This window comes from Pseudoxanthomonas sp. G3 (assembly GCF_057654715.1).
Genome location: NZ_CM172805.1, coordinates 1,143,742 through 1,157,867 on the forward strand (window position 1 = coordinate 1,143,742; position 14,126 = coordinate 1,157,867).

At 65.0% G+C, this 14,126-nt stretch carries 7 protein-coding genes; all 7 read left to right on the forward strand.

Translation table 11 applies throughout. From position 1 onward, the window contains the following. Window positions 1-186 precede the first annotated feature (186 nt). The 7 genes from rpoB to rpsJ all read left to right on the forward strand — a co-directional run bounded on the left by rpoB (window position 187) and on the right by rpsJ (window position 14,123). Window positions 187-4,338, forward strand: coding sequence for a DNA-directed RNA polymerase subunit beta (rpoB, locus tag AC23D6_RS05325; protein ID WP_487751767.1), 4,152 nt, complete (start codon window positions 187-189; stop codon window positions 4,336-4,338). Window positions 4,339-4,429: 91 nt separating this feature from the next. After that, entirely contained in the window at window positions 4,430-8,662 is a 4,233-nt protein-coding gene (rpoC, locus tag AC23D6_RS05330) for a DNA-directed RNA polymerase subunit beta' (RefSeq protein ID WP_487751768.1), read from the forward strand. A gap of 234 nt (window positions 8,663-8,896) precedes the next feature. Continuing rightward, window positions 8,897-9,271, forward strand: a complete 375-nt coding sequence (gene rpsL, locus AC23D6_RS05335; protein ID WP_055945224.1) for a 30S ribosomal protein S12 — start codon at window positions 8,897-8,899, stop codon at window positions 9,269-9,271. Between the two features lie 13 nt (window positions 9,272-9,284). After that, window positions 9,285-9,752: a 30S ribosomal protein S7 gene (rpsG, locus tag AC23D6_RS05340; RefSeq protein WP_056879074.1), complete on the forward strand. Its 468-nt coding sequence runs from the start codon at window positions 9,285-9,287 to the stop codon at window positions 9,750-9,752. A 176-nt stretch (window positions 9,753-9,928) separates the two neighbouring features. Next, window positions 9,929-12,019: an elongation factor G gene (gene fusA / locus AC23D6_RS05345; protein ID WP_487751769.1), complete on the forward strand. Its 2,091-nt coding sequence runs from the start codon at window positions 9,929-9,931 to the stop codon at window positions 12,017-12,019. 99 nt (window positions 12,020-12,118) lie between these two features. After that, a complete protein-coding gene (gene tuf, locus AC23D6_RS05350; RefSeq protein WP_487751764.1) occupies window positions 12,119-13,309 on the forward strand; it encodes an elongation factor Tu in 1,191 nt (396 codons plus the stop codon). Between the two features lie 502 nt (window positions 13,310-13,811). Beyond that, on the forward strand, window positions 13,812-14,123 hold the full coding sequence (gene rpsJ, locus AC23D6_RS05355) for a 30S ribosomal protein S10 (protein WP_022968186.1): 312 nt from the start codon (window positions 13,812-13,814) through the stop codon (window positions 14,121-14,123). The last annotated feature ends 3 nt before the right edge of the window (window positions 14,124-14,126 follow it).

Here is a 14,126-nt window from a genome sequence, read left to right on the forward strand (position 1 = left end):
AGCCCCTGGCCTTCGGTCGTTTCAAGACGTAGCGATGTAAATGCGAGTTTGTAGTTGGAAGTAGCGGCAGAAGGCGTGCTGGTGCCGGCAATACCAGCGACTTCCAACTGAAAATTCACCCGTTCGAAAGAATGTCCCCCCGTGCGGTCGCGGACGCGCGCCCCACGCTGCCAAAGGCACAGCCACATGACGACATATTCGTTCACCGAGAAGAAGCGCATCCGCAAGGATTTCGGCAAGCAGCGGTCGATCCTCGAGGTCCCGTTCCTGCTGGCCATCCAGGTCGATTCCTACCGCGAGTTCCTGCAGGAGCATGCCGATCCCGCCAAGCGCGACGACAAGGGCCTGCACGCTGCGCTGAAGTCGGTTTTCCCGATCGCCAGCTACAGCGGCAACGCGGCGCTGGAATACGTGGGCTACAAGCTCGGCGAGCCCGTGTTCGACGAGCGCGAGTGCCGCAACCGCGGCCTGTCCTACGGCGCCCCGCTGCGCGTGACCGTGCGCCTGGTGATCTACGACCGCGAGTCGTCCACCAAGGCCATCAAGTACGTGAAGGAGCAGGAGGTCTACCTGGGCGAGATTCCGCTCATGACCGACAACGGTACCTTCATCGTCAACGGCACCGAGCGCGTCATCGTCTCGCAGCTGCACCGTTCGCCGGGCGTGTTCTTCGACCACGACCGCGGCAAGACGCACAGCTCGGGCAAGCTGCTGTACAGCGCCCGCATCATTCCTTACCGCGGCTCCTGGCTGGACTTCGAGTTCGATCCGAAGGACGCGCTGTTCACACGTATCGACCGCCGCCGCAAGCTGCCGGTCTCCATCCTGCTGCGCGCGCTGGGCTACTCCAATGAGGAGATGCTCAACGAGTTCTTCGACGTCAACACCTTCCACATCCTGCCGGAAGGCGTGCAGCTTGAACTGGTCGCCGAGCGCCTGCGCGGTGAGACGCTGAACTTCGATCTGGCCGACGGTGACAAGGTCATCGTCGAGGCCGGCAAGCGCATCACCGCGCGCCACGTGAAGCAACTGGAACAGTCGGGCATCGCCGCCCTGGCCGTGCCGGACGAATACCTCGTGGGCCGCATCCTGTCGCACGACGTGATCGATGCGAACACCGGCGAACTGCTGGCAGCCGCCAATGACGAAGTCACCGAAGACCAGCTGGCCAAGTTCCGCAAGGCCGGTGTCGACGCCGTGGGCACGCTGTGGGTGAACGACCTGGACCGTGGCCCTTACCTGTCCAACACCCTGCGCATCGACCCGACCAAGACGCAGCTCGAAGCGCTGGTCGAGATCTACCGCATGATGCGCCCGGGCGAGCCGCCGACCAAGGATGCCGCGCAGAACCTGTTCCACAACCTGTTCTTCACGTTCGAGCGCTACGACCTGTCGAACGTCGGTCGCATGAAGTTCAACCGCCGCGTGGGCCGCAAGGAAACCACCGGCGAAGCCGTGCTGTACGACAAGAAGTACTTCGGCGCGCGCAACGATGAAGAAGCCAAGCGCCTGGTCGCCGAGCTGGGCGAGACTTCGGACATCCTGGACGTCATCAAGGTCCTGACCGAGATCCGCAACGGCCGCGGCACCGTGGACGACATCGACCACCTGGGCAACCGTCGCGTGCGTTCGGTCGGCGAGATGGCCGAGAACGTCTTCCGCGTGGGCCTGGTCCGCGTCGAGCGCGCCGTGAAGGAGCGCCTGTCGATGGCCGAGTCCGAGGGCCTGACCCCGCAGGAACTGATCAACGCCAAGCCGGTGGCCGCCGCGATCAAGGAGTTCTTCGGCTCCTCGCAGCTGTCGCAGTTCATGGACCAGAACAACCCGCTGTCGGAAGTCACGCACAAGCGTCGCGTCTCGGCCCTGGGCCCGGGCGGCCTGACCCGCGAGCGCGCCGGCTTCGAAGTGCGCGACGTGCACCCGACCCACTACGGTCGCGTCTGCACCATCGAGACGCCGGAAGGCCCGAACATCGGCCTGATCAACTCGCTGGCCGTGTACGCGCGCACCAACAGCTACGGCTTCCTCGAGACGCCGTACCGCAAGGTCGTGGACGGCACGATCACCGACGAGATCGAGTACCTGTCGGCGATCGAGGAGAACGAATACGTCATCGCGCAGGCCAACGCGCTGCATGACGCCAAGAGCCGCCTGACCGAGCAGTTCGTGCCTTGCCGCTACCAGGGCGAATCGTTGCTGAAGCCGCCGAGCGAAGTGCACTACATGGACGTCTCGCCGATGCAGACCGTGTCGGTCGCCGCGGCGCTGGTGCCGTTCCTGGAGCACGACGACGCCAACCGCGCGCTGATGGGCGCGAACATGCAGCGCCAGGCCGTGCCTACGCTGCGTGCGCAGAAGCCGCTGGTCGGTACCGGCATCGAGCGCGCCGTGGCGCGCGACTCGGGCGTGACCGTGAACGCCCGTCGTGGCGGTGTGGTCGAGCAGATCGACGCCGGCCGCATCGTGGTCAAGGTCAACGAGAGCGAGATCTCCGGCGAAACCGATGCCGGCGTCGACATCTACTCGCTGATCAAGTACACGCGTTCCAACCAGAACACCTGCATCAACCAGCGTCCGCTGGTGAACGTGGGCGACGTGGTCGCGCGCGGCGACGTGCTGGCCGACGGTCCCTCGACCGACATCGGCGAGCTGGCGCTGGGCCAGAACATGCTGATCGCGTTCATGCCGTGGAACGGCTACAACTTCGAAGACTCCATCCTGCTCTCCGAGCGCGTGGTGGAAGAGGATCGCTACACCACCATCCACATCGAAGAGCTGACCTGCGTCGCGCGCGACACCAAGCTGGGGCCGGAAGAAATCTCCGCCGACATCCCGAACGTCTCCGAGCAGGCGCTGAACCGCCTGGACGAGAGCGGCGTGGTGTATATCGGTGCGGAAGTCCGCGCCGGCGACATCATGGTGGGCAAGGTGACGCCGAAGGGCGAAAGCCAGCTGACCCCGGAAGAGAAGCTGCTCCGCGCGATCTTCGGCGAGAAGGCCTCCGACGTGAAGGACAGCTCGCTGCGCGTGCCGCCGGGCATGGACGGCACCGTCATCGACGTGCAGGTCTTCACCCGCGACGGCATCGAGAAGGACAAGCGCGCGCGCCAGATCGAGGAAAACGAGATCAAGCGCGTCAAGAAGGACTTCGACGACCAGTTCCGCATCCTGGAAGGCGCGATCTACGCCCGTCTGCGCTCGCAGCTGGTCGGCAAGGTCGCCAACGGCGGTCCCGCCGGCCTGAAGAAGGGCGACGCGATCACCGACGCCTACCTGGACGGTCTGAAGAAGGCCGAGTGGTTCACCCTGCGCATGAAGGACGATGACGCGTCCGACGCCATCGAGCGCGCCCAGATGCAGATCCAGGCGCACGAGAAGGAGTTCGAGCGTCGTTTCGCCGACAAGCGCGGCAAGATCACTGCCGGCGACGACCTCGCCCCGGGCGTGCTGAAGATGGTCAAGGTCTACCTGGCCGTGAAGCGCCGCATCCAGCCGGGCGACAAGATGGCCGGCCGCCACGGCAACAAGGGCGTCGTGTCGACCATCGTGCCGGTCGAGGACATGCCGTACATGGCCAATGGCGAGACGGTGGACATCGTGCTGAACCCGCTGGGCGTGCCGTCGCGTATGAACATCGGTCAGGTGCTGGAAGTGCACTTGGGCTGGGCGGCGAAGGGGCTGGGCAAGAAGATCCAGGACATGCTGGACGCCCAGGCCAAGGTGGCCGACCTGCGCAAGTTCCTGACCCAGATCTACAACCACGACCAGAAGCTGGGCGAGGACCGCGTGGACCTGGATCAGTTCAGCGACGCGGAACTGATCGCGCTGGCCAAGAACCTGACCGACGGCGTGCCGATGGCCACCCCGGTGTTCGACGGCGCGGCCGAAACCGAGATCAAGCACATGCTTGAGCTCGCGGACCTGCCCATCAGCGGCCAGACCCAGCTGTACGACGGCCGCACCGGCGAAGCGTTCGATCGCCATACCACGGTCGGCTACATGCACATGCTGAAGCTGAACCACCTGGTGGACGACAAGATGCACGCGCGTTCCACCGGTCCGTACTCGCTCGTCACCCAGCAGCCGCTGGGCGGCAAGGCGCAGTTCGGTGGCCAGCGCTTTGGTGAAATGGAAGTCTGGGCGCTGGAAGCCTACGGCGCGGCGCACACCCTGCAGGAAATGCTGACGGTCAAGTCGGACGACGTGCAGGGCCGCAACCAGATGTACAAGAACATCGTCGATGGTGCCCACGAGATGGTCGCGGGCATGCCGGAATCCTTCAACGTACTGGTGAAGGAAATCCGCTCGCTCGCCATCAACATGGAACTGGAAGACTGATCGCGACGGCGCGGAGCATTTCGTTGCCTCCGCGCCTTGCGAACACCGTCATCCCGCCCCCGACAAAGATTCCTCCTGACGGAGAAACAAAATGAAAGACCTGCTCAACCTCTTCAACCAGCAGCGCCAGACGCTGGACTTCGACGCGATCAAGATCGCGCTGGCCTCGCCGGACCTGATCCGCTCGTGGTCCTTCGGCGAAGTGAAGAAGCCGGAAACCATCAACTACCGTACGTTTAAGCCCGAGCGCGACGGCCTGTTCTGCTCGGCCATCTTCGGCCCGATCAAGGACTACGAGTGCCTGTGCGGCAAGTACAAGCGCATGAAGCACCGCGGCGTGGTCTGCGAAAAGTGCGGCACGGAAGTGACGCTGGCCAAGGTGCGCCGCGAGCGCATGGGCCACATCGACCTGGCCAGCCCGGTCGCGCACATCTGGTTCCTGAAGTCGCTGCCTTCGCGCATCGGCCTGATGCTGGACATGACCCTGCGTGACATCGAACGGGTGCTGTACTTCGAAGCTTATGTCGTCACCGAGCCGGGCCTGACCTCGCTCGAGCGCCGCCAGCTGCTGACCGAAGAGCAGTTCATGCAGGCCCGCCAGGAGCACGGCGACGATTTCGACGCTGCCATGGGCGCCGAGGCCGTCTACGACCTGCTGCGCACCATCGACCTGCAGGCCGAGATGGTGAACCTGCGCGAGGAGATCGCCAGCACCAACTCCGAGACCAAGCTCAAGCGCCTCACCAAGCGCATCAAGCTGATCGAAGCGTTCCTGGAATCGGGCAACCGTCCGGAATGGATGGTTATGACCGTGCTGCCCGTGCTGCCGCCGGACCTGCGTCCGCTGGTGCCGCTGGATGGCGGCCGTTTCGCGACTTCCGACCTGAACGACCTGTACCGCCGCGTCATCAACCGTAACAACCGCCTGCGCCGCCTGCTCGAGCTCAACGCGCCCGACATCATCGTGCGCAACGAAAAGCGCATGCTGCAGGAGTCCGTTGACGCCCTGATGGACAACGGCCGCCGCGGCCGCGCCATCACCGGTACCAACAAGCGCCCGCTCAAGTCGCTGGCCGACATGATCAAGGGCAAGCAGGGCCGCTTCCGCCAGAACCTGCTGGGCAAGCGCGTCGACTACTCGGGTCGTTCGGTCATCGTGGTCGGTCCGACCCTGCGCCTGCACGAGTGCGGCCTGCCGAAGAAGATGGCGCTTGAGCTGTTCAAGCCCTTCGTGTTCGCCAAGTTGCAGCGCCGCGGCCTGGCCACGACGATCAAGGCCGCCAAGAAGCTGGTCGAGCGCGAAGAAGCCGAAGTCTGGGACATCCTGGAAGAGGTGATCCGCGAGCACCCGGTGCTGCTGAACCGCGCGCCGACCCTGCACCGCCTGGGCATCCAGGCGTTCGAGCCCGTGCTGATCGAAGGCAAGGCCATCCAGCTGCATCCGCTGGTCTGCACCGCGTTCAACGCCGACTTCGACGGTGACCAGATGGCCGTCCACGTGCCGCTCTCGCTGGAAGCCCAGCTGGAAGCGCGCGCGCTGATGATGTCGTCCAACAACATCCTGTCGCCGGCCAACGGCGAGCCGATCATCGTGCCCTCGCAGGACGTCGTGCTCGGCCTGTACTACATGACCCGTGCCCTGGAGAACAAGAAGGGCGAGGGCATGGCGTTCGCCAACATCGCCGAGGTCAAGCGCGCGTACGACAACCGTGCCGTCGAGCTGCATGCCAAGGTCAAGGTGCGCATTACCGAGACCGTGGTCGACGAGCAGGGCGCGCGCAGCAAGCAGACCAGCATCGTGGACACCACGATCGGCCGCGCGCTGCTGGCGGAGATCCTGCCGGAGGGCCTGCCGTTCGCGCTGGCCAACACCGAGTTGAACAAGAAGGCCATCAGCCGCCTGATCAACTCCAGCTACCGCATGCTGGGCCTGAAGGACACGGTCGTGTTCGCCGACAAGCTGATGTACACCGGCTTCGCGTACGCCACGCGTGCAGGTGTCTCGATCGGCATCGACGACATGCTGATCCCGGCCGAGAAGAAGGGCATCCTGGGCGAAGCCGAACAGGAAGTGCTGGAGATCCAGGAGCAGTACCAGAGCGGCCTGGTCACCGCCGGCGAGCGCTACAACAAGGTGGTCGACATCTGGTCGCGCACCAACGAGCGCATCGCCAAGGCGATGATGGACACCATCGGTACCGACAAGGTGAAGAACGCCAAGGGCGAGACCATCAACGAGAAGTCGATGAACTCGCTGTACATCATGGCCGACTCCGGCGCCCGTGGTAGCCAGGCGCAGATCCGCCAGCTGGCCGGCATGCGCGGCCTGATGGCCCGTCCCGACGGTTCGATCATCGAGACGCCCATCAAGGCGAACTTCCGCGAAGGCCTGAACGTGCAGGAGTACTTCAACTCCACCCACGGTGCCCGCAAGGGCCTGGCCGATACCGCGCTGAAGACCGCGAACTCCGGTTACCTGACCCGCCGCCTGGTCGACGTGGCGCAGGACGTAGTGATCACCGAGGTCGACTGCGGCACGCTGGAAGGCCTGACCATGACTCCGATCGTGGAAGGCGGCGACGTAGTCGAACCGCTGCGCGACCGCGTGCTGGGCCGCATCGTGGCCGAGGACGTGTTCCTGCCGGGCAACGACGAAGATCCGATCGTCACCCGCAACACGCTGCTGGACGAAGCCTGGGTGCAGAAGCTGGAAGATGCCGGCGTGCAGTCCCTGAAGGTGCGCTCCACCATCACCTGCGAATCCGAGTTCGGCGTGTGCGCGCACTGCTACGGCCGCGACCTGGCCCGTGGCCACATCGTCAACATCGGCGAAGCGGTCGGCGTCATCGCCGCGCAGTCGATCGGCGAGCCCGGCACCCAGCTGACCATGCGTACGTTCCACATCGGTGGTGCGGCGTCGCGTGCGGCGGCGGTGGACAACATCACCGTCAAGACGACCGGTTCGATCAAGTTCAACAACCTGAAGTTCGTCGAACACGCCAACGGCAGCCTGGTCGCGGTCTCGCGTTCGGGCGAACTGTCGGTGCTCGACGGCCATGGCCGCGAGCGCGAGCGCTACAAGCTGCCGTACGGCGCCACGATCACCGTCAAGGATGGCGACCAGATCACCGCCGGCCAGGCCGTGGCGAACTGGGACCCGCATAACCACCCGATCGTGTCGGAAGTGGCCGGTTTCGTGCGCTTCGTGGACTTCGTCGACGGCGTCACCGTCATCGAGAAGACCGACGAACTGACCGGCCTGGCGTCGCGCGAGATCACCGATCCGAAGCGTCGCGGCTCGCAGGGCAAGGACCTGCGTCCGATCGTCCGCATCGTGGACAAGGACGGCAAGGACCTGAGCATCCCGGGCACCGACCTGCCGGCGCAGTACCTGCTGCCGCCGCGCTCCATCGTCAACCTGCAGGACGGCGCGCCGGTCGGCGTGGGCGACGTGGTCACCAAGGTGCCGCAGGAAGCCTCCAAGACCCGCGACATCACCGGTGGTCTGCCGCGCGTGGCCGACCTGTTCGAAGCCCGCAAGCCGAAGGACCCGGCCATCCTGGCCGAGCGCTCCGGCGTCATCAGCTTCGGCAAGGACACCAAGGGCAAGCAGCGCCTGATCATCAAGGACACCGATGGTTCGGAGCACGAGGAGCTGATTCCGAAGTTCCGCCAGATCATCGTGTTCGAAGGCGAGCACGTGGCCAAGGGCGAAACCATCGTGGACGGCGAGCCGAGCCCGCAGGACATCCTGCGCCTGCTGGGCGTCGAGCCGCTGGCGGCCTACCTGGTCAAGGAAATCCAGGACGTCTACCGCCTGCAGGGCGTGAAGATCAACGACAAGCACATCGAGGTCATCACCCGCCAGATGCTGCGCAAGGTGGAAATCACCGATGCCGGCAACAGCAAGTTCCTGGCGGGCGAGCAGATCGAGAAGCAGCGCTTCATCGAAGAGAACGCCAAGCTGCTGGCTCGCAACGAGATTCCGGCGAAGTACGACCCGGTGCTGCTGGGCATCACCAAGGCGTCGCTGGCGACCGAGTCGTTCATCTCCGCGGCCTCCTTCCAGGAGACCACCCGCGTGCTGACCGAGGCGGCCGTGCGCGGCACCCGCGACAGCCTGCGCGGTCTGAAGGAGAACGTCATTGTCGGCCGTCTGATCCCGGCCGGTACCGGCCTGGCGTACCACAACCAGCGCCGCCGTAACGCCTCCGGTCTGACCGAGGCCGAGGTGGACGCCCTGTCGGGCGGCAGCAGTGAAGCGCCGGCCCCGGCCGCCGCCGTGGCGACCGATGACGCCGGCGAGGAGTCCAGCGCCAGCTAAAACGCACCATCCGGCGGCCTTCGGGCCGCCCCAGACCACGAAATGAGGCGCAGGGAGCGCCTCGTTTTCGGCCCAGGAAGGGCGGGATCGCAGTCGGTTGGCAGGCATCCACCCCCGTCGCGTTGACGGTCGGGCGGATGGCCGGCTATACTTTTCCGTCTAGGTGGGCCGTCTCGCGGCCTGCCTTCGTTTTCATGTCAAACAAGGCTCCGGCCTTCACACGAAGAATCCATTATGGCAACCGTCAATCAGCTGGTCCGCAAGCCGCGGCAGGCCCCCACCTACAAGAGCCAGTCGCCCGCGCTGGACAACTGCCCGCAGCGTCGCGGCGTGTGCACCCGCGTCTACACGACGACCCCGAAGAAGCCGAACTCGGCTCTGCGCAAGGTCGCCAAGGTGCGCCTGACCAACCAGGAAGAAATCATCAGCTACATCGGCGGTGAAGGCCACAACCTGCAGGAGCACTCCGTGGTGCTCGTGCGCGGCGGCCGCGTCAAGGATCTGCCGGGCGTGCGTTACCACACCGTGCGCGGTTCGCTGGACGCCTCGGGCGTCGCCAAGCGCCGCCAGGGCCGTTCCAAGTACGGCGCCAAGCGTCCCAAGGCTTAAGGAATAAACGAACATGTCGCGCAAAGGCTCTGCCCCCCAACGTGAAATCCTGCCGGACCCCAAGCACGGCAGCCAGACGATCGCCCGCTTCATCAATATGGTGATGCTGAGCGGCAAGAAGTCCGTCGCCGAGAAGATCGTCTACGGCGCCATGGACGTGATCGGCGAGAAGAATCCGAACGCCCTGGAGCTGGTCGAGAAGGCGTTGGACAACGTCTCCCCGGCCGTCGAAGTGAAGTCCCGCCGTGTCGGCGGCGCCACCTACCAGGTGCCGGTCGAAGTGCGTTCCTCGCGCCGCATGGCGCTGGCGATGCGCTGGCTGATCGAGTCCGCCCGCAAGCGTGGCGAGAACTCCATGCCGCGCAAGCTGGCGGCCGAGCTGCTGGACGCCTCCGAGAACCGCGGCGGCGCCATCAAGAAGCGTGAAGAGACCCACCGCATGGCGGAAGCGAACAAGGCGTTCGCGCACTACCGCTGGTAACGGCCTGCGGGCCCTTGCAAGCAAGGGCCTTCGGCACCATCTCGGTGCCCCTGGGACGCGCTTCCGCGCCCCGCCCCCGAAGGCCGCCGAAAGGCGGCATTCGGCCATCTGAAGATCCGCCCTCCACGGAAGGCCACGGCATCCTGCCGGCCCTCCATCAGAAAAGAGAGACTGTCGTGGCTCGCACCACTCCCATCGAGCGTTACCGCAATTTCGGCATCATGGCGCACATCGACGCCGGCAAGACCACCACGTCCGAGCGCATCCTGTTCTACACCGGCGTCAGCCACAAGATCGGTGAAGTGCACGACGGTGCCGCGACCATGGACTGGATGGAGCAGGAGCAGGAGCGCGGCATCACCATCACGTCCGCCGCCACCACGGCGTTCTGGACCGGCATGGACAAGTCCCTGCCGCAGCACCGCTTCAACATCATCGACACCCCCGGCCACGTCGACTTCACCATCGAAGTCGAGCGTTCGCTGCGCGTGCTCGACGGCGCGGTGTTCGTGCTGTGTGCCGTCGGCGGCGTGCAGCCGCAGTCCGAGACCGTGTGGCGCCAGGCGAACAAGTACGCCGTGCCGCGCCTCGCGTTCGTCAACAAGATGGACCGCACCGGTGCGAATTTCGACAAGGTCGTCGAGCAGCTGAAGGCCCGCCTGGGTGCCTATCCGGTGCCCATGCAGGTGCCGGTCGGCGCCGAAGACGGATTCGAGGGCGTCATCGACCTGCTGAAGATGAAGTACATCCATTGGGATGTCGCTTCGCAGGGCACCAAGTTCGAGTACCGCGACATTCCGGCCGAGCTGGCCGAGCGCGCGGCGACCGACCGTGCCTTCATGGTCGAGGCTGCGGCCGAGGCCAGCGAAGAGCTGATGGACAAGTACCTCAACGAGGGTGACCTGTCGGAGGCCGAGATCATCGCGGGCCTGCGCGAGCGCACCCTGAAGGTGGAAGTGATTCCGGTCTACTGCGGCTCCGCGTTCAAGAACAAGGGCGTGCAGGCCATGCTCGACGGCGTGATCCAGTTGCTGCCGTCGCCGACCGATCGTCCGCCGGTGCAGGGCATCGACGAGAACGAGAAGGAAGACAGCCGCAAGGCCGGTGACAACGAGCCGTTCTCCGCGCTGGCGTTCAAGATCATGACCGACCCGTTCGTCGGTTCGCTCACGTTCTTCCGCGTCTACTCGGGCGTGCTCAACTCCGGCGACCAGGTGTACAACCCGGTCAAGTCGAAGAAGGAGCGCGTGGGCCGTATCCTGCAGATGCACTCCAACCAGCGCGACGAGATCAAGGAAGTGCGCGCGGGCGACATCGCCGCGGCGGTGGGCCTGAAGGACGTCACCACCGGCGACACGCTGTGCGCGCAGGATCACATCATCACGCTGGAGCGCATGGTGTTTCCGGAGCCCGTCATCTCGATGGCGGTCGAGCCGAAGACCAAGTCGGACCAGGAAAAGATGGGTCTCGCCCTGGGCCGCCTGGCGCAGGAAGACCCCTCGTTCCGCGTGCGTACCGACGAAGAGTCCGGCCAGACCATCATCTCCGGCATGGGCGAGCTGCACCTGGAAATCATCGTTGATCGCATGAAGCGCGAGTTCAACGTGGAAGCCAACGTCGGCAAGCCGCAGGTGGCCTACCGCGAAACGATCCGCAAGGCCGTCAAGCAGGAAGGCAAGTTCGTGCGCCAGTCGGGCGGTCGTGGCCAGTACGGCCATATCGTCATCGAGATGTCGCCGGTCGAGCGCGGCGTGGGCTTCTCCTACGAAAGCGCCATCGTGGGTGGCGTGGTGCCGAAGGAATATGTCGCTGCGGCCGGCAAGGGCATCGAAGACGCGATGAAGAGCGGTCCGCTGGCCGGCTTCCCGGTCGTGGACGTGGCGATCAAAGCCGTGGACGGTTCGTTCCATGACGTCGACTCCAACGAAATGGCGTTCAAGGTCGCCGGCTCGATGGCGTTCAAGGAAGCCTTCAGCAAGGCGCAGCCGGTGCTGCTGGAGCCGATGATGAAGGTCGAGATCGTCACCCCGGAAGACTATCTGGGTGATGTGATGGGCGACGTGAGCCGTCGTCGCGGCATCCTGCAGGGCCAGGACGACAGTCCGTCCGGCAAGGTGATCAACGCGATGGTGCCGCTGGGCGAGATGTTCGGCTACGCCACCACGCTGCGTTCGATGTCGCAGGGTCGCGCCACGTTCTCGATGGAGTTCGACCACTACGCGGAAGCGCCGGCCAACATCGCCGACGCGGTCGTCAAGAAGAACTAAAAGGCGTGATGGATGATTCGGTATCCGTGATTCGCGAGAGCACGGTACCGCGTCAAGCCAGCCACGAATCACGAATCACGAATCACAGAGGTAAAGACAATGGCAAAGGGTAAATTCGAACGCACCAAGCCGCACGTGAACGTGGGCACGATTGGCCACGTTGACCACGGCAAGACGACGCTGACGGCGGCGCTGACGAAGATTGGCGCGGAGCGTTTCGGTGGCGAGTTCAAGGCGTACGACGCGATCGACGCGGCGCCGGAAGAGAAGGCGCGCGGCATCACGATTTCGACGGCGCACGTGGAATACGAATCGGCCTCGCGCCATTACGCGCACGTGGACTGCCCGGGGCACGCCGACTACGTGAAGAACATGATCACCGGTGCGGCCCAGATGGACGGCGCGATCCTGGTGTGCTCGGCCGCCGACGGCCCGATGCCGCAGACGCGTGAACACATCCTGCTGTCGCGCCAGGTGGGCGTGCCGTACATCGTCGTGTTCCTGAACAAGGCCGACATGGTGGACGACGCCGAGCTGCTGGAGCTGGTGGAGATGGAAGTCCGTGAGCTGCTGAGCAAGTACGAGTTCCCGGGCGACGACACCCCGATCATCTCGGGCTCGGCCCGTCTGGCGCTGGAAGGCGACCAGAGCGAGATCGGCGTGCCGGCGATCCTGAAGCTGGTGGACGCGCTGGACACCTGGATCCCGACCCCGGAGCGCGACATCGACAAGCCGTTCCTGATGCCGGTGGAAGACGTGTTCTCGATCTCGGGCCGCGGCACCGTGGTGACCGGTCGTATCGAGCGCGGCATCATCAAGGTGGGCGACGAAATCGAAATCGTCGGTATCCGTCCGACCCAGAAGACCACGGTCACGGGCGTGGAAATGTTCCGCAAGCTGCTGGACCAGGGCCAGGCGGGCGACAACGCCGGTCTGCTGCTGCGCGGCACCAAGCGTGACGACGTGGAGCGCGGCCAGGTGCTGGCCAAGCCCGGTTCGATCACTCCGCACACCGAGTTCGAGTCCGAAGTCTACGTGCTGAGCAAGGACGAGGGCGGCCGCCACACGCCGTTCTTCAAGGGCTACCGTCCGCAGTTCTACTTCCGCACGACCGACATCACCGGTGCGGTGCAGCTGCCGGAAGGCGTGGAGATGGTGATGCCGGGCGACAACGTGAAGATGACGGTGACCCTGATCAACCCGGTGGCGATGGACGAAGGCCTGCGTTTCGCGATTCGCGAAGGCGGCCGTACCGTCGGCGCCGGCGTGGTGGCCAAGATCATCAAGTAAGCCGGTTCGGCGCGTCTCGCTTTCTTGCGAGACGCGTGTTCGATCAGGCCGGCTCGCCCGGCCTGATCGCAGTAAAGGTGGCGGCGCAAAGCGCTTGCGACCTTGGCAATACGCGGCTACAATGCCGGCCCCCGAATGGCGACCGCTATTCAGGATCGCAATACCCGCCGGCGCCCCCTGGGAGGCCGCCGGCCTACCGCGAAAAGAGGTGCAGGAAGCACCTCGTGTTCGCCAGACACGGAGTGTCGCGTGCCATCCTGCAGGCCTCGGGCCGGGCAGGGCGTCCCGGTGGTTGACGGGATATGTCACGCGTCCTATACTTTCATGTCTGGGCGGGCCGGTTTACCGGCCTGCCTTGTTTTTCAGGAAGAATCCCCAGCCGATTCAGGCGCTGCCCGTCCGTGGAGTCCTCGCGGGCGGTGGGGAATGAATCAGCTTGGACTAACCGGGGCAAGGCATCCCAGAGGCCGCGCCCGTCGCTCTTTAACGAAGGAACACCGTCATGGCGGACCAAAAGATCCGAATCCGGCTCAAGGCGTACGATCATCGTCTGATCGACCGCTCGGCCAGCGAGATCGTTGAGACGGCCAAGCGGACCGGCGCGCAGGTGCGCGGCCCGATCCCGCTGCCGACCAAGATCGAACGTTACACCGTCCTGGTGTCCCCGCACGTCGACAAGGACGCGCGCGACCAGTACGAGACCCGCACGCACAAGCGCGTGCTCGACATCGTCGACCCGAACGACAAGACCGTGGACGCGCTGATGAAGCTCGAACTGGCTGCCGGCGTCGACGTCCAGATCAAGCTGACCTGAGGC

Bases quoted from the DNA above. Each gene is read 5' to 3' on its own strand.
- rpoC (WP_487751768.1), top strand. From the start codon at position 4,430: ATGAAAGACCTGCTCAACCTCTTCAACCAGCAGCGCCAGACGCTGGAC.
- rpsJ (WP_022968186.1), top strand. From the start codon at position 13,812: ATGGCGGACCAAAAGATCCGAATCCGGCTCAAGGCGTACGATCATCGT.
- rpoB (WP_487751767.1), top strand. From the start codon at position 187: ATGACGACATATTCGTTCACCGAGAAGAAGCGCATCCGCAAGGATTTC.
- tuf (WP_487751764.1), top strand. From the start codon at position 12,119: ATGGCAAAGGGTAAATTCGAACGCACCAAGCCGCACGTGAACGTGGGC.
- rpsL (WP_055945224.1), top strand. From the start codon at position 8,897: ATGGCAACCGTCAATCAGCTGGTCCGCAAGCCGCGGCAGGCCCCCACC.
- rpsG (WP_056879074.1), top strand. From the start codon at position 9,285: ATGTCGCGCAAAGGCTCTGCCCCCCAACGTGAAATCCTGCCGGACCCC.